Origin of the sequence: Cupriavidus sp. UBA2010, assembly GCF_002335265.1 — a bacterium.
Classification (GTDB): Bacteria; Pseudomonadota; Gammaproteobacteria; order Burkholderiales; family Burkholderiaceae; genus Cupriavidus; species Cupriavidus metallidurans.
The window spans coordinates 129,805-146,243 of the sequence record NZ_DDCI01000015.1 but is presented as its reverse complement, the minus strand read 5'-3'; the positions used below and the strand labels follow the sequence as shown (position 1 = coordinate 146,243).

General features: G+C 65.6%; 11 protein-coding genes. 6 read left to right on the top strand and 5 right to left on the bottom strand.

Annotated features, from left to right (window positions below):
- Positions 1 to 24 precede the first annotated feature (24 nt).
- From pbpC to B2246_RS11565, 4 genes are all read right to left on the bottom strand, one after another.
- Complete coding sequence (gene pbpC / locus B2246_RS11580; protein ID WP_286882304.1) at positions 25 to 2,232, bottom strand: penicillin-binding protein 1C; 2,208 nt, start codon at positions 2,230 to 2,232, stop codon at positions 25 to 27.
- Positions 2,233 to 2,248: 16 nt separating this feature from the next.
- Positions 2,249 to 2,950, bottom strand: a complete 702-nt coding sequence (locus tag B2246_RS11575; protein WP_008640976.1) for a lysoplasmalogenase — start codon at positions 2,948 to 2,950, stop codon at positions 2,249 to 2,251.
- A complete protein-coding gene (locus tag B2246_RS11570) occupies positions 2,947 to 8,925 on the bottom strand; it encodes an alpha-2-macroglobulin family protein (protein ID WP_286882251.1) in 5,979 nt (1,992 codons plus the stop codon). The genes B2246_RS11575 and B2246_RS11570 overlap by 4 nt, the downstream gene beginning before the upstream one ends.
- 93 nt (positions 8,926 to 9,018) lie before the next feature.
- Entirely contained in the window at positions 9,019 to 9,498 is a 480-nt protein-coding gene (locus B2246_RS11565) for an Lrp/AsnC family transcriptional regulator (RefSeq protein WP_035881174.1), read from the bottom strand.
- Between the two features lie 138 nt (positions 9,499 to 9,636).
- Here B2246_RS11565 and phhA point away from each other — a divergent pair, with 138 nt between their 5' ends.
- The 4 genes from phhA (at position 9,637) to B2246_RS11545 (ending at position 13,503) form a co-directional block, all read left to right on the top strand.
- Positions 9,637 to 10,569 carry a phenylalanine 4-monooxygenase gene (gene phhA, locus B2246_RS11560; RefSeq protein WP_186425468.1) on the top strand — a complete coding sequence of 311 codons (933 nt, stop codon included), beginning with the start codon at positions 9,637 to 9,639 and terminating at the stop codon, positions 10,567 to 10,569.
- A gap of 112 nt (positions 10,570 to 10,681) precedes the next feature.
- Positions 10,682 to 10,981, top strand: coding sequence for a 4a-hydroxytetrahydrobiopterin dehydratase (locus B2246_RS11555; protein WP_017514891.1), 300 nt, complete (start codon positions 10,682 to 10,684; stop codon positions 10,979 to 10,981).
- A 100-nt stretch (positions 10,982 to 11,081) separates the two neighbouring features.
- Positions 11,082 to 11,786, top strand: a complete 705-nt coding sequence (locus B2246_RS11550) for a response regulator transcription factor (protein WP_008640981.1) — start codon at positions 11,082 to 11,084, stop codon at positions 11,784 to 11,786.
- 34 nt (positions 11,787 to 11,820) lie between these two features.
- The gene (locus B2246_RS11545; protein ID WP_008640982.1) at positions 11,821 to 13,503 is read left to right on the top strand and encodes a sensor histidine kinase; all 1,683 of its coding nucleotides are present in this window, start codon (positions 11,821 to 11,823) and stop codon (positions 13,501 to 13,503) included.
- Positions 13,504 to 13,536: 33 nt separating this feature from the next.
- On the opposite strand, the gene B2246_RS11540 is transcribed toward B2246_RS11545, so the two are convergent.
- Complete coding sequence (locus tag B2246_RS11540) at positions 13,537 to 14,049, bottom strand: SET domain-containing protein (RefSeq protein WP_008640983.1); 513 nt, start codon at positions 14,047 to 14,049, stop codon at positions 13,537 to 13,539.
- A gap of 834 nt (positions 14,050 to 14,883) precedes the next feature.
- Between B2246_RS11540 and B2246_RS11535 the strand changes: the two genes are divergently transcribed.
- Together B2246_RS11535 and B2246_RS11530 are read left to right on the top strand one after the other, a co-directional pair.
- A complete protein-coding gene (locus tag B2246_RS11535; protein WP_008640984.1) occupies positions 14,884 to 15,162 on the top strand; it encodes an HU family DNA-binding protein in 279 nt (92 codons plus the stop codon).
- A gap of 325 nt (positions 15,163 to 15,487) precedes the next feature.
- Positions 15,488 to 16,381 (top strand): DUF2272 domain-containing protein, encoded by an 894-nt coding sequence (locus B2246_RS11530; protein WP_186425470.1) that lies wholly within the window; start codon positions 15,488 to 15,490, stop codon positions 16,379 to 16,381.
- Positions 16,382 to 16,439 lie beyond the last annotated feature (58 nt).

The following is a 16,439-nucleotide window of genomic DNA, read 5'->3' as shown; positions in this document are numbered from 1 at the left end:
CGCGATGATACGCGCGTCGTGCGGCTACTGCCGGACCGACCCAACAGGCGTCTTCCGTGACGCGGCCGTCTCACGGACGCCCGCGCCGCGCACCTCGATGCCGATCTCGTGCACCACCTTCCCCGCCGCATCGACCAGTTGCACGCGATGCCGGCCCGGCCATGGCAACCAGGCAACCTGCCCGCCCTTGCCGAGCGGCTTGCCGTCCATGCGCCAGCTCACCGCGCGCGCGGTCTGACCCGTCAGCCCATCGGCATGAAACCAGATCCGCTGCGCGGCCGGAGGAATATCGGGATCGAGCGCGAAGATCGTGCCGTCGGCCGGGCTGGCGATAGCCGGCATCGTGTTGCCCTGCTCCGTCGTGCCCACACTGACGCGCCGCATCGCGGTGCCGCTCAGGAATACCTCCTGCCGTGCTGGCTCGAGTTCGTCATCGAACGTCAATGGCACACGTTCGACGCCTGATGGCATCGCCGGTGCGCGGCTCGGCGTGCGCTGATGCAGCGCTTCCATGACCTCGTGCCATACAGGCGCCGCACCGGACACACCCGACACGTCGTGCATGCTCGCGCCGCTGGCATTGCCGACCCACACGCCCACTGTGTAGCGCTCCGACCAGCCGACGCACCAGTTGTCGCGCATGTCCTTGCTCGTGCCGGTTTTCACGGCGGTCCAGAATCGCGTGGTCAGCGGACTGTCGAGCCCGAACGTGCGCGCCCGCGCGTGGCGATCAGACAGCACATCCCCAATCACGAACGTCGCCGCAGGCATCATCACGTTCTGCTTCGACGGTGCGATCGCATTCAGCGTCATCCGCGATGGCGCATACGCGCCCTGGTTCGCGAAGCTGCGATAGGCATTGGTCAGCGACAGCAGCGACACATCCGCACTGCCCAGCGCAAGGCTATAGCCGTAGTAGTCGCCTGATTGCGTCAGCGGCAGACCGAGCGCCACCAGCCGTTGATGAAAGCGGTGCGGCGTCACCATCACCAGCGTGCGCACGGCCGGCACGTTCAGCGACGAACCCAGCGCGGCGCGCAGACTGACCCAGCCTGCGTAGCGATGGTCATAGTTCTGCGGAATGTAGAGGCCACCGCCAGTGGGCAGGTTCACGGGACGATCGTCAAGCAGCGATGCCGCGGTCAGCCTGCGTTCCTCGATAGCCTGTTCATAGAGGAATGGCTTCAACGTCGAACCGGCCTGCCGCAGCGCGGCCGCGTGATCGACCTGTGACGCCGCGGACAGGATGCCTGAAGAGCCGACGTAGGCCAGCACGTCACCGCTGGCATTGTCGATCACCACCACGGCGCCGTCCTCGACATTGCGCCCCGCCAGCTCGCGCAGATGGCGATCGAGGCTGCTCACCGCCACGCGTTGCAGCCCGGCATCGAGCGTCGAGGTGATGCGCGGCGGCACCGGCTTGCCGGACTCTCGTGCCTGCGCGATAACGGCACGCGCCAGATGCGGCGCGAGATTGGCGTTGCGGGCCTGCGGGCCGGTCTGCGCACTGGCTGACTTCACCAGCACCAGCGCAGTGAAACCGTCGAGCCCCTCGCATTCGCGCGGCTGGCCCATGTCGCGCAGAATGCCGCACGCACGCTTGGACACCTGCGCGGCCGAGGCATTGGGCGCGCGCACGAGCGCGACGGCCACTGCCGACTCACGCGCGTCGAGCCCGCTCGGCACCTTGCCGAACAGCGTCTGCGACATCGCGGAGAGCCCCACCAGTTCGCCACGGAACGGCACCAGATTCAGGTATGCCTCGAGGATCTGGTCCTTGCTCCAGCCACGCTCGAGTGACGCCGCGCTGACCGCCTGCTCGACTTTCTGTCCGATGCTGCGACCACGGCCCGCGCGCAGATCCTCGTCGAGCAACCCGGCGAGCTGCATCGTCAGTGTCGAAGCGCCACGTGTGCGGGTGTTCCACAGATTGGCCCATGCGGCAGCCGCCACGCCCTGCCAGTCGACGCCGCTATGCGCGTAGAAGCGCTTGTCCTCGGATAGCACGATGGCAGTACGCAAGGCCGGCGACGTATCGGTCAGCGTCACCCAGTCGCCGCGCCGCGCGCGGAAGTCGTCACGCACGCGGGCCACGGTTTCGCCGTGGCGATCCACCACCACGATATCGGCGCTGCGCCAGTTGGCGCGAACCTCTCGAAACGTGGGCACGGCCTGCGCGGCGCCCGCGAATAACAGCAGCGCCACAGCAACATGAATCCCACCACGCTTCATCACGAACCCCAACCTCTCACGCGTCCCGCTCGGCCACCACGCCCGCCACCAGCAGCACCTGTGCGATGGCGTAGGTCCACCAGATGCCGAGTTGGTACGTGTCGAACAACGACAGGAACTTCGCGATGCCGATCATCGCGTCCGACGCCACGAAAAACAGAGCGCCGATTGCCGCCAGCGCCGTAGGCAGCGATGCCAGCATCGTCGTGCAGGCCATCGCCGCCAGCACGCAGATGTAGACCGTGACCGGCCACATCAGATCGCCGAGATTCGGCCAGAAGCGCCCAAGCAATGCGCCCGCCGCGCCGATGATCAGACCACAGCCGATCAGCCGATGCGGCCGCAGGTCTCCCATCATCGGCACGAACAGACGCAGATAGGCCAGGTGCGCCATCAGGAACGCCCCGAGCCCGCCGATGAACGAGATCTTCAGACCGGGCAGCGCCAGCAACAGATCTCCCAGCGCGGAGAAGAGCAGCGCGGTCACGAGCCAGCGCCGCTCTCCTAGCGGGCGATGGAACCACGCCGCGCGCGCGAGCATGACCGCCATCGCGGTTTTCCAGATCGGCTGATAGGCGATCTGGCCCGTCAACGGCGTGCCGGGAGGCAAGTACGCGGACACCTGGATCAGCATCACGCCGTATGTCACGCCGGCCAGCACGCCGGCAATCCACCATTCGCGCACGCGTGGGGGCATCCGCATGGCGATCCAGCTCACGGTTTTGCCCCCACCGTCATCTTGGCGTTTGGCGTCTCACCGAACACATCGGGCGCGTACAGCGCTTCAACGCGCGTGGGTGGCAGCGTGAACTCGCCGGCGTTGTTCAGGCGCACCGTGTACTCGACCGACAACGCCCCCTTCGGCACATAGCCGAAGTACTCGCGATAGACCGCAGGTGTGCGTTCCGTGAAGGCAGACCACGACTTCTTCTCGTCACGCGTCGCGATTTCCGAATCGCGGCCCAGGCCGCTGCCGAGAATCGTCGCGCCGGTTGGCACCGGATCGCTGACCACCACCCACGTCATGTCGGCCTGCGCGTCGATGTCGAGCTTCACCCGATAGGTATCGCCACGCGACCACTTGCCTGCCACCGCCTGATCCACCGGCGTCACGGTACGGCGCACGCGATAGCCCGCCGACACCGGTTCGGTCAGCGGTACGGCCGCCAGCGCGCGCACCGTGGCCCACGGACGACCCGAGCCCTGCTGTTCGACCTGCAGCGTGGCGGGTGCCGTCGATGTCTTGGCCGGCCACGGCAATTCGACCATGCCGCTGGTCACGCCGTCCTTCTGCGTGGCCTTCGACCATTCGAACGTGCGTGACGCATCGCCCAGCGCCACGCGCGCCGCGCCTGCCACCGGCGTCTTCTCGTACACCTGCGCATAGCGCTGGATCGCCAGCACGCCCCAGGCGTTGGCCGTGGTCGTCATCCACGCGCCGCGCGTCTGCCGGCCGAGCAGCCCGGTCACCAGTTCGGGCACATCGCCCTTCCAGTCCGGCAACTGTGTCGCCAGCGCGAGCAGCTTCGCGGCGTTCACATCGCCACCAGACATCAGCCACCACCAGTTGTCGGTGCGCTCGGTGGAGAACACCAGTCGCGTGCCCTGCACCGTCAGGCGGCTGCGCAGCAACTGCGTGGCTTCGGCCATGCGCTTGTCACGCTGCGGGATATCCTGCACGCGCGACAGAATGCCGAGCCAGTCGATCAGCGCCGACGTCGGCCACTGCTCGGGCAGGATCTGGATCGACCCGAGCATCCGCGCCTGTGCATGGCCGGTGCGCGACAACGCATCCAGCGCGGCAAGCTTGCGCACGTCGAGATCCATCGTCGCCGAAGACGGCGCCCAGCGCGGCGGCGTGATGCGACCTTCGACAAAGGCGGTCAGTCCGCGCTCCATCTGATCGCGCAGCGCGTCCGGCACGCGCATCGGCAGGCCAGCACGCGCAGCCTCGTCGGAGATCGAGAGCAGATAGGCCGTCAGCACTTCGCTACCGTAGCTTCCATCGCTACGCAGCGGGAAGTACGCGGCCAACCCGTTGCTGTCCAGGTAGGACGGCAACTGCACCATCAATGCATCCCACGCGGCGGCATCGCCGAGGCCGAGCGCCTTCGACGAGCGTTGCTCGAGGCACGTGAACGGATAGTTGCGGAACCATTCGCGCACACCGGGCATGCCGCCAGCCAGCGACGACTGCAGCGACACCTGCATCCCGCCACGCACCTGGCCCTTTGGATCAGTCAGCGCACCAGCCGGCGCCTGCACTGGCATCGAGGCGTTCGGCGTCAATTGCGCCAGCACTGCCTGCTGCACCGTCACCGGGATGGCAGGAACGATCTGTTGCGAGACCTTGAGCTTGTCGCTGGCGGTGCCGGTGCCCTTCTCGGTCGCGCCCACTTCCCAAAGGATCGACCCACCGCGACTGAACGCCAGCAGTGCCGGCGCGGTGATGTCCCAGCCAATTTCTCGCGCTTCACCAGCAGGAATCTGCACGGTCTGGGCGGGCAGCGTCTGCGCGTCGACCAGCGTCGCGCGCGCGGTGGCTTCCACGGTCATCGCACGCTGCGTGGTATTGCGCAGCGTGAACATCGCGCGGTACTTGTCATCCTCGCGCACCAGCAGCGGCAGGCCGGCGATCATCTGCAGGTCCTGCGTTGCTGCGATCGACGCGCTGCCGCTGCCGAAGCGGCCCGCGCCAAGATCGGCCACGGCGACAATGCGGAAGCTGGTCAGCGAATCGTTGAGCGGCACGTCGAGTGCGGCCTTGCCTTCCGCATCGAGCTGCACGCGCGGATTCCACAGCAACAGCGTGTCAAATAGCTCGCGCGTCGGGCTCTTGCCACCACCACCGCCCGCGGCCACGGCCTTGCGGCCATAGTGGCGGCGACCAATGATCTCCATCTGCGCGGTCGAGGTCTCCACCCCATAACTGCGCCGCTGCAGCATCGCATCGAGCAGGTTCCAGCTTGTGTTCGGCATCAGTTCGAGCAGCGACTGATCGACCGCCGCCAGCGCGACCTCGCCATTCGCCGCCGGCTTGCCGTCGGGCAGCTTCACTTGCACCACCACATGCGCCTTGCCGCGCACCGGATACGCGACCTTGTCAGGCGTGACAGTCACGTCGAGCCGGTGCACTTCGTTGCCGACGCGGATCTCCGCCAGACCGAGGCGGAACGCCGGCTTCGACAGATCGACCAGCGGCGACGGCGCCACGTATTCCTTGCCCTCGCTGCGGAACGCGTGCCACCAGTCCAGCGGCTGACGCCATCCCCACGTGAAGAATGAGTACCAGGGCACCTCGCGCAGACGTCCGCGAATGCTGAGCACCGAGACATACACGTTCGGGCCCCACTCCGGCTTGACCTTGAGCTTGATGGTCGGATCGGTGCCGTTCAGCTCGACCACTTCGGTGTCCAGGATGCCTTCGCGCTCGATGGCGACCAGCGCCGTCGCGCGGCGGAACGGCATCCGTACCTGGAACACCGCGGTGTCGCCCGGCGCGTAGGCCTTCTTCTCCGGCAGCACGTCCATGCGGTCGTGGTTCTCGCCGCCGAACCAGAGTTCGCCCTGGCGCGTGACCCAGACGGTCGTCGCGGCCTGTGTCACACGTCCATCGCCATCGCGCGCGTTGGCTACCAGTTCCACTTCACCCGCCTGCGACAACGCCACCTCGCAACGCGCGCGGCCCTGTGCGTCGGTACGCGTCTCGCACACCACGCCCAGGTCTTTCGTTTCGCTGCGGTTGTCGTAGCGATAGAAGCCACCCACCACGCGCTTGCGCGCTGACGTGGTGATCCGCGCGCTCGCCTTGACCTGTACCGGCGTATCGGCGATCGGCTTGCCCTGCGTGTCGAGCACCACGCCGTACACGGCCAGCTTCTGTGACACCGATACCCAGTTCGCGGCGCGAATGCCGGCCACCACCGCCGAAGGCCACACCGGTACGGTCTGCCGTAGCGTCTGGATCTCGCCATTCGGATCGGCAAAGCCCGCTTCGAGCACGAGGTCGCCCGGCACGTTCACCTTCGGCAGCTTCTTGATCGTGACCTTGCCATTGCCGTCCTTGTCGAGCGTCAACGGCAGCTTGTCGGCGACGAGCTTCTCCGCTTCGTCGCGCGAGCTCTCGCCTTCCTGGTCTTCCTCCTCGTCACCGCTGGCGCTCTGCTGCTGCGGTCGTGGGGGGTTGAACGAGAAATCGTCGTAGTCGGCAAAGTTCACGTACTTGTTTCGCATCAGCGCCGACACGCTCACGGGCAGCCCGGCTGCGCCACCACCGTTCGTGTAGTGGATCTCCACGCCAACCGGTACCTCGGCGGGCGCCACAAGGGCATTGCCCTTCGCCTTCGGATCCTTGGTCACCGACAGCGTGCCAGCCAGCACCGGCAGTCGGAACGCTTCCACGCGGAAGCTGCCACTGCTCAGCGTGCGCCCATCACCATAGACCAGCGCCACATCGTAGACGCCCAGCTTGGCCGCCTGAGGCACCTGGAAGGTGTTCTCGGCGCTGCGGCCACCCGTGGCCGTGTTACGCCACGCCAGCGGCAGTTCATAGGTCTGACCGCTACCTTCGTGCGTGATGACCACCTTGTCCGGCATCGCGGCAGGCAGCGCGAATCCCTGTGCGGTCTCCGTGCGGATCAGGTGCTTCATCGACACCGTTTCACCCACGCGCAGCAGCGTGCGATCGAAGATCGTATGCGCACGCACGGTCTGGTTCGGACTCAGGTCTGTCGGCACGTTGAAGCGCCACGTCTCGATGCCGCGATTCCAGTCGGACATCACGAACGCCATGTCGGCCTTGCCACGCGCCTGCGGGTGGTCCGCCGCAATGCGCGCGGAGACGAAGTAGCCGTCCATGCCGTTCGCGCAATCCTTGTAGCGGCGATCGGGCAGCTTTGCGAAGCGGGCGACGCCGGTGGCATCGGTCGCGCCTTCGCCCAGCAACTCGCCATCGCAGCTACGCACGGCCACCTTCGCATTGGCCACGGGCTTGCCGTCATCCAGCGAGGTGACCCACGCGAGACCGCTCATGTCGCCATCGGCCAGGCCACGCGCAAGCTTGAAATGCACACCGAGGTTGGTCACCAGTACCGCTGTGCGCACATACATCGGCGCCTTCCGCCCGAGCAGTGCTTCGCCCAGCATCGGCGAAGCGATCTCAACCACATGGAAGCCAGGTTCCGGCAGCGGAATTCCGACCACTTCGAATGGTCGAGGCGAGGTGTCGTTCGATTTCGGAATTGCCAGCTTCTTCGCGCCGGATACGCCTTCGAGCAATGACACCGAGCGGGTCTCGATAGATGGCGCGTTGCGCGGGCTGCGTGCTTCCGACGGCGATTTGCCTGCGCGGATCGCATCAAGCTCCTGACGCGTCCACGAGTTCTCGTGCATACGCTTGACCATGCCGAACCAGCGCAGGATCGCGCCATCGTCATCGACCTTGAGTCGTGCGACCGTGCCGGCTTCGGCCCGCGCCGACAGCGTCGGCAGATCGGCTTCGACGTTGCGCAGCGTGACTGGCAGCAGCGGCGGATAGTCAGCCGGCGACTTGCCGCGCGGCACATCGGCAAAACGTTCGACCACGCCAAACGGCGCGGCGGCGAACTTGGCCAGCGGCGGCAGCGCGGCGGTGGTCAGCTTGATGGGAAACAGGTCGGCATTGGACAGCGAGCGACCGCTCTCGTCCTTCAGATCCTTCGGCGCCTCGATCGTGAGGCTGGCCTTCTCCGGGAAGGGGCCCGGGAACGTGACCGACGACACCGGAGCGTCCCTGGCATCGTCGCTATCGAACTTAGGTGCGCGCGGGCCGGACGGCGTCTTGAGCACGATGTGCTCGGCCAGCTTGCGCGGTACCGGCGCGGTGAACGTGACGACCAGCGGCCGCAATGGCGTGCATGGGGCTTCGGCACGTTCGCGCTCGCAGGTGAAGCCCACGGCAAACGGTTCGCGCACCTGATAGTCGAAGCGGCGCGGCGCAGTGGTGGCCAGCCCGGACGGGGTGGAGATGCCGGCATCGAGCACGAGCTGCATGCGCGCGCCGGCGGGCAGGCGTTGCTGGCAGGCCAGCAGATGCACGGCTTCGGGGTTCTGCTTGACGATGTCGTTCCAGCGCACCGCTTCGATGACGCCATCCCGCTCCTTGCCCGTCAGCAGCCTGACCGGAATCCGCTCGCCAAGGCCTTCGGCCTGGCACCACGCATGTTCACGGATCGATCCCGCCGTGGCCGCGCCATTGAAGCGCAGCACGAACACCTGGTCTTCCTCGATCTGTCCACCCGACGGGCGCGCCGAGATCACAAACGGGCCGCCGGTCTCGAACCTGTATTCCGGTTTGCCGGCGTAGGTCTTGCCAGCCACGCTCTTGAGGCCTGCCGACATCCGCACCGAGCATCGCACGCCCGGGGGCAGGTCACGCTCGAAGTCGTAGACCCAGTTGGTGGCGTTGACCCATCGCCCGCTGCCGCCAACGCTGCCGCCGGTACAGGACACCGCCGCTGGCGGCGCGGCCTTGAGATCGCCCATCGGCACCATCGCCTCGTCGAAGCGGATCGCCACCTGCCGTACCTGCGGGACCACCCCTTCGGGTGAAAAGCGCGTGATCTGCGCGGCTGACGCCATCGGCGCCCACAGCACTGCCCCCAGCACGAGACCTGCGGCGGCGGTTCCAACCGCCGTGACGATCTTCGACATCATCTTGCCCTTTCCGGATTTGCCACCGGGCGAGGGTGACATGCGCGGATGGCAAGCGCAAGCCTCTGCACATTTTGTTCAGATCGCGTGACCGTTTCAGCGCAAATGTGAAAGTGGCAGCGGTCCTTCGCGCTTGAGCGCGGTCAGCACAATGTTCGACCGGATGCTCTCCACGCCGGGCACGCGCATCAGGCGTTTCATCGTGAATTCGGCCAGTGTGGGCAGATCCGCCACCACCACGCGGATCAGATAATCGGCCTCGCCCGCCACCGAGTAGCACTCCTGCACTTCCTCCAGCAGCAGGATTTCCTCGGCGAAGCGCTCGATGATCGTGTCGCCGTGGTGCGCCAGCTTGACGCTGATGAAGACCAGCACCCCCAGGCCCAAGGCTTGTGCCGACAGGTTTACGCGATAGCCGGTAATCACCCCGTCGGCCTCAAGCCGCGCCAGACGCCGGCCGACCTGGCTCGGCGACAGGTGCACGCGCTCGGCCAGTTGCTGATGGGTGGATCTGCCGTCGGCTTGCAGCGCCGCCAGCAGGGCCAGGTCGAAGGGGTCCAGGTCGGCATGGCTCATGATTCGCATCAATCTCGCATTGAATGTTAGATATGCGCGGATTATATGCATCCATCACCGTAATCAGGCTGATTTTGCGGCCTGAATGCAGCATCTGGTCGCTAGACTATGCATAAATTCCGCATACAGGAGACATAGATGATCGCCACGGCCGCCCCGCAGGAAAGCGCCACCGCCTTTGCCGGCACGATGACCGCCAAGCTCAAGGAACAGTTCGACGATGGCCTGCTATCAGGCCAGGAACTGCGCCCGGACTTCACCATCGCCCAGCCGGTGCACCGCTATACGGATACCGACCATGCGATCTGGCGCAAGCTGTACGACCGCCAGGCTTCGATGCTCCAGGGCCGCGTGTGCGACGAATTTCTCCAGGGACTGGCCACGCTGGGCATGGAACGCAACCGCGTGCCCGAATTCGACCAGCTCAATGAAACGCTGATGCGCGCCACCGGCTGGCAGGTCGTGGCCGTGCCGGGCCTGGTGCCGGACGAGGTGTTCTTCGACCACCTGGCCAACCGCCGCTTCCCGGCAAGCTGGTGGATGCGCAAGCCCGAGCAGCTTGATTACCTGCAGGAACCGGACTGCTTCCACGATGTGTTCGGCCACGTGCCGCTGCTGATCAACCCGATCTTCGCCGACTACATGGAGGCGTACGGCAAGGGTGGCCTCAAGGCGGCCAAGCTCGGCGCGCTCGACATGCTGGCGCGCCTGTACTGGTACACCGTGGAATTCGGCCTGATCCGCACGCCCGCAGGCCTGCGCATCTTCGGCGCCGGCATCCTGTCCAGCCAGGGCGAGTCGATCTACAGCCTGGATTCGGCCAGCCCGAACCGCATCGGTTTCGACCTGCACCGGATCATGCGCACGCGCTACCGCATCGACACGTTCCAGAAGACCTACTTCGTGATCGACAGCTTTGAACAGCTGTTCGACGCTACCCGCCCCGATTTCACCGCGCTGTACCCGGACCTGCGCGCCCTGCCGACGCTGGGCGCCGGCGATATTGTCGAGGGCGATCGCGTGATCAACGTCGGCACCCGCGAAGGCTGGGCCGACAGCGACGACATCTGAGCGGCGCGCATCCCGCCAGCCGCTTTGTGAAACAATGCCGGCAAGCCCGGCCGCTCGCGGCCCGGGCGGGCCGGCCTTCGTCTTACCCTACTCTTCAGATCGAGCCCCCATCATGACTCCTCTCTCCCAAGAGGCCCGCGCGAGCCTGCTCGCCGGCCTGCCTGGCTGGACCCCGGTCCAGGACCGTGACGCCATCCAGAAATCGTTCCGCTTCGCCGATTTCAACGCGGCGTTCGGCTTCATGACGCGCGTCGCGCTGCAAGCCGACAAGGTGGACCATCACCCCGAGTGGTTCAACGTGTACAACCGCGTGGACATCACCCTGTCCACCCACGATGCCAACGGGCTGACCCAGCGCGACATCGACCTGGCCACGTTCATCGAGAAAGCCGCCGCCGGTCTGGCGCGCTAACACGCCAGGGAAGGCGCTGTAGGGCAACTGAAAGGCAGACAACGGGGCGTCCCTGTACAATCAGCGGCATCCCTCCTACGAGTCTCGTTGTCTTGCTCCCATGCGTATCCTGCTGATCGAGGACGACCGTCAAATCGCCAGCGGCGTGGAGGCCGGTTTGTCCCGCGCCGGCCATCAGGTGCGCGTGGTGCACGACGGTGTCTACGCCACCGACCATCTGCTGCGCGAGCAGCACGATCTCGTCATCCTCGACCTGGGCCTGCCCGGCATCGACGGCATGACGCTGCTGGCCCGCTACCGCGCCCGTAACCGCACCACCCCCGTCATCATCCTGACCGCCCGGGATGAGCTCGAGGACAAGCTTTCCGGCCTGAATGCCGGCGCCGACGACTATCTGGTCAAGCCCTTCGCACTGCCCGAGCTGGAGGCACGCGTGCGCGTGCTGCTGCGCCGCAGCCAGCACGGCGAGGCCGCGCCGGAGCGCGATGTGCGCCTGGGCAGGCTCCGCCTGTCCGGCAACGACCGCCGCATGTTCGTCGATGGCCGCCCGCTGGAACTGTCGCCCCGCGAATTCGCCGTGCTCGAACTGCTGCTGCAGCGACAGGGCCGCGTGGTCAGCAAGGCACAATTGCAGGACCATCTGGCCACGTTCGCGCACCCGGCCGGTGAAGGCGGCGACACCGTGGGCGACACCGCCATCGAGGTCTACGTGCACCGCGTCCGCAAGAAGCTCGAAGATGGCGACGTCGAGATCGTCACCGTGCGCGGCTTCGGATACCTGCTCCAGATTCGTGCCGGCCACTGAGGGAAGCAGATTCCCCGGGATGCCCTGAATCGCCATGTGGCCGCGCTCGTCTTCCTCCTCGGCGCAAGCCGGTGACACGCCCGCAACGACCGCGACCGGCAAGCGCCTGCGCGGCGGCGGCAATCCCAAACCGACGTCGAATCCAAGCCTGCGTGTCCACCTGCTGCGCGCGCTGGCCACGCCGCTGTTCGCCCTCGTTCTGACCAGCGGTTCGCTGTCGTACTGGCTGGCGGCCCACTACACCACCCAGGTATTCGACCGTGCGCTGTATGGCGTGGCGAACAACATCGCCCAGCAGATCCGCATCGCCGGCCCACGCCTGGAGCAGGACATCCCGATGATCGCCCAGACCCTGGTGGAAGCCGAAGGCTCCGACCGGATCTACTGGCGCATCCACGGGCCCGACGGGCTGATCGGCGGGATGGATACCTGGCTTGGCTACGGCACAGGCCAGACCACGCTGCATGACGCCCGGCTGTTCTATGCCTGGTTCAGCGGCCGGCAGGTGCGCGCGGTGCGGCTCCCGGTCAACCTGCCGCCACCCAGCCCCGATGAAGCGGGTACGGGCGGTGAGACCAGCACGATGCGTGGGCCGATCGTCATCGAAGTAGCCGAACTCCTCGACCGGCGGGAAACTGCAGCCAACGAGATCCTGCTGTCGGTGTCGGTGCCGCTGATCCTGCTGCTGCTGGTGGGTAGCCTGATCCTGTCGCACGTGCTCAAGGAAGAGCTTGTGCCGTTGCAGATCCTGACCGACAAGCTCAACCGCCAGACCGCGCGCTCGCTGGCGGCGCTGGACGAATCCCAGATGCCCGCCGAAGTCGAGCCGCTGATTCGCGCCCTGAACGCGTTGCTCTCCCGGCTGCGCGACGCGCTCGACGCCCAGCGCAAGTTCATCGCCGATGCCGCCCACCAGCTCCGCACGCCGCTGACCGCCGTCAAACTCCATGCCGACCGCGCGGTTGATGCCGATTCGCTCGAGGTGGCCCGCCAGGCCTTGCGGGAGGTACAGACCGCCGCGGATCGCGCCGTGCGCCTGTCTAACCAGTTGCTGTCGCTGGCCCGCGCCGAACCGGGGTTGTCGCTCGAACGGCTAGGACCGGTCGAGCATTTCGATCTGGCCGAAATGGCCTTCGAGATCGGTGCCGAATGGGTGCCGCAGGCGCTGGCAAGGCGTGTGGATCTTGGATTCGAGGTGCTGCCCGGCCCCACCTTCACCGGCGGCGCGCCGGCCGTGGTGCGTGGCAATCGTCTGCTGATGCGCGAGGCGCTATCGAACCTGATCGACAACGCGGTGAAGTATGTGCCTGCCGGCGGGCGGATCACGGTGCGTGCCGGCGGCGAGACCTTGGGTCATCGCGGCATGGCCGTGGTGATGATCGAAGACAACGGGCCCGGCATTCCTGCGACACGCCGCGAGGAAGTGTTCAAGCGCTTCTTCCGTGGCGATCACACGCCGGGCGCGCAACCGGCCCAGGCCGCGCCGAGTGGCGCCGGCCTCGGGCTGGCCATCGTGCATGAAATCGTGACACTGCACCAGGGCACGATCCGGATCGAGGACGTGCCGGCGCCTGCTGGCTCACGGACGGCATTGGCAGTCGGATCCGAGAAGATCGACGAGGAGAGCGACGAGGCGACGGGCGAGCAGCCGGGGCGCCCGCCGACCATGCGTTTCGTGATCCGGATTCCGTGCGAAGCCCCCGGCACCGCAGCCTGATGCATCACGCGAGGGCCTTGCGCCCCGATCGCCTTACTTCTTGTCCTTCGGCGCCAGCATCGTGCCACGGCACTTGGGGCTGCCGCAGCGGCACTCGTATTCCTGCTTGAGCTTCTTTGTGTAGCGCGCGTCGATCACCAGGCCGTAGTCGTAGAACAGTTCCTCGCCCGGCTCGATATCGCGCAGCGCGTGGATGAACACGCGCCCCTTCTTCTCGCGCGCCTCGCAGTTCGGATCGCAGGCGTGATTGATCCAGCGCGCACGGTTTCCGCCGAACTTGGCGTCGATCACGTCGCCGTCGTCCAGACTGAAATAGAAGGTGTGATTCGGGTCGTTCGGATCGTGCGGATGGCGCTTGAGCGCTTCCTTCCAGGAGATGTGCTCGCCCTTGTACTCGATCACGCGCTCACCTTCGGCGATTTGGCCGATCGCGTAAACGCCCTTGCCATGCACGCCCGACTGGCGCACCTCGATGCGATCACTGGCGGTCTTCTTCTTTCCCGCCTTCTTCTCTTTATCTTTGGTGTCCGTGCCCTTGTCCGACATGTGCTGATTCCCGTGGCGATGGCGGCCGGTCCAGTCCGGCGCGAACCGGATGATACCCGTGCTGCCCACTCAGGTATACGCACGACGGACGTATACCTCGCCGCCACCAATGTGGATAACCAAGGCTATTTCTGTGGATAAGCGCGCGCGTTTGGTGTGGGTTTACTGGGGCTGACATGGGGACGGCGCTGGAACAACTCGGTGCGTATACGCGCACTGCCTCATGCGAATGACTGAGTCATCCACGTCGCCCGGCCGTTCATCCCTGTGGTTTTGGTATACGTAAACGCTTGATTCGCTTGATGTATACGCGGTTATCCACAGAATCGGGCGCCGTTTACCTACTACTACTATCTGTATACATGAAAAGAAGATGTAAACCATACGCATGAGCTGCGCCGTCGAGACGTATACCTCCAGACATCGCAGCCCAACGACCCGAATCCGGCATTCAGAAGGCCGATCAAAAAACAGGCAGGGTGCCCAGCAGGCCCCTGAACCTCTCCCAACCCTCCGCTACGCCTCCCAGGCAACGTATACGCCCCAGGACGCGCTCAAAGGGCCGTATACGTCCCTGGCAGCCTCCAGGAGGGGCCAGGAGCCTCTGTGCCCGTATACGCCGTATACGCGCTCACAGGGCTTCCAGAACGTCTCCAATCCCCGCCATCCCTTTGCTGACGCGGCCGTGCAAACGTAACCGGTAACAATCTTGTTTCCGGTGCACTTTGCCCGACACGGTATGATGTGGCCCGCGGCGTCTTTGCCAGAGCGGCTTCCAGGGTGAGGTCGCGGGCTTGGACGCTGGTGTTTTTTCAACTCGATACGGAGTGAAGCATGACGAAAACTGAACTGATCGACGCAATTGCAGCAGGCGTGGACGGTCTGACCAAGGCGAAGGCCGAGCAAGCCCTTAACGTGACCCTGGGCGCCATCATGGACGCCGTGGCCAAGGGTGAGACCCTGAGCCTGATCGGCTTCGGCACCTTCAGCAAGGGCGAACGTGGCGAACGCATGGCGCGTAACCCGCGTACCGGCGAAGAGATCAAGGTGGAAGCTGCAAAGACCGTGAAGTTCAAGGCCGGTCAGAAGTTCAAGGACGCAGTCAACCAGTAATGCCTGCGGGCGTCTCCAGCCCGTATCGCATGACCCCGCCGTGCCGCCGCCAGACGCCAGAACTGGCGCAGGTGCGCGCCAGGCGGGGGACGTTATCCACAAAGGATTTCCCGCGACGCCGCGGGTAGAATCTCACAGTCGGCATCGCCACTTTCGTGATGGCCGAAAATCCCTGAAAAATGCCATCCAGCCTTGTCTGATCAAGGCATTGCGGGATGTCGCGACGCATGGACCCGACATGCTGCCCCGCTTGCTGCTGCGCAGATTTCCACAGCGTTATTCACAGCGCTTTCCACACAAGGCTCCACAGGCTTCTCCACAGGCCATGGCGCAGAGACTGACGGCGGCAGTTGCCCTCGCCGTGCTTTGCGGCTGTACCACGACGCCTCCGAAAACGGCTCGTCCGCAGGCCGTGCCGCTCCCCGACTATCAGCAGGTGACCACGCCGCCTGGCGCAACGCCGCGCGAGCGCATTGTCGATATCGCCATGCAGGAATGGCGCAAATGGGGGCAGCAGGTCGTGCATATCGGGCGTGACGACAGCGCCTGCGTCACACAGAGTCCGCTGCCCGCTCCGGTGATTGCCGGACCCGAAAAGGCATCGGACGGCGGTGATGTCAGCAGCCAGGCGTCGGCGGATACCGAGAATGACGAGAACGGCCGAGAAGCGGACTGCGTGCGCTTTCCCGATGGCACCGGCATGGAAGCCACGCCCCGGGGCTGCCAGATGGCACAGGGGTACTGGGGCATCGTCGGTGAGGCGCCGAATTGCCGTCAGATCACCCAGGGCGCCTGGGCGTGGTCGGCCGTGTTCATTTCGTGGGTGATGCGCAAGGCGGGACTCGACAATGACCAGTTCCTGACCGGCCAGTCACATTCGATGTATGTGGTGGATGCACGCGATGGCATCCTGCCCCGCCCTGCCTTCCATATCGAGCCGATGCCGGCGGTACCGAGGCCGGGCGACGTCATTTGCGCCGCCCGCGGACGCGACAAGTACATCTCCAGCGCGGCGGAGATCGGTTTCGGTACCACGCCGATGCATTGCGACATCGTGGTCGAAGTGGACCCCGCCGCGCGCGTGGTCAAGGCGATTGGCGGCAACGTCCAGCAGTCGGTGTCGATGGACGTGATCGACATGAACGATGCTGGCCAGCTCGACGGCTTCACGAATTCGCACATGCCGTGGCTGCTCCTGATGCGCAACAACCTGCAGTAGCTGCTTTTAATAATTAGTATAGATGGTCGATGATGAATTTTATCTTCGATCATTCGTG

Excerpts from the sequence above, each read along its gene's own strand:
- pbpC (WP_286882304.1), bottom strand. The coding sequence starts at position 2,232 with ATGAAGCGTGGTGGGATTCATGTTGCTGTGGCGCTGCTGTTATTCGCG.
- B2246_RS11570 (WP_286882251.1), bottom strand. The coding sequence starts at position 8,925 with ATGATGTCGAAGATCGTCACGGCGGTTGGAACCGCCGCCGCAGGTCTC.
- B2246_RS11565 (WP_035881174.1), bottom strand. The coding sequence starts at position 9,498 with ATGAGCCATGCCGACCTGGACCCCTTCGACCTGGCCCTGCTGGCGGCG.
- phhA (WP_186425468.1), top strand. The coding sequence starts at position 9,637 with ATGATCGCCACGGCCGCCCCGCAGGAAAGCGCCACCGCCTTTGCCGGC.
- B2246_RS11555 (WP_017514891.1), top strand. The coding sequence starts at position 10,682 with ATGACTCCTCTCTCCCAAGAGGCCCGCGCGAGCCTGCTCGCCGGCCTG.
- B2246_RS11550 (WP_008640981.1), top strand. The coding sequence starts at position 11,082 with ATGCGTATCCTGCTGATCGAGGACGACCGTCAAATCGCCAGCGGCGTG.
- B2246_RS11545 (WP_008640982.1), top strand. The coding sequence starts at position 11,821 with ATGTGGCCGCGCTCGTCTTCCTCCTCGGCGCAAGCCGGTGACACGCCC.
- B2246_RS11540 (WP_008640983.1), bottom strand. The coding sequence starts at position 14,049 with ATGTCGGACAAGGGCACGGACACCAAAGATAAAGAGAAGAAGGCGGGA.
- B2246_RS11535 (WP_008640984.1), top strand. The coding sequence starts at position 14,884 with ATGACGAAAACTGAACTGATCGACGCAATTGCAGCAGGCGTGGACGGT.
- B2246_RS11530 (WP_186425470.1), top strand. The coding sequence starts at position 15,488 with ATGGCGCAGAGACTGACGGCGGCAGTTGCCCTCGCCGTGCTTTGCGGC.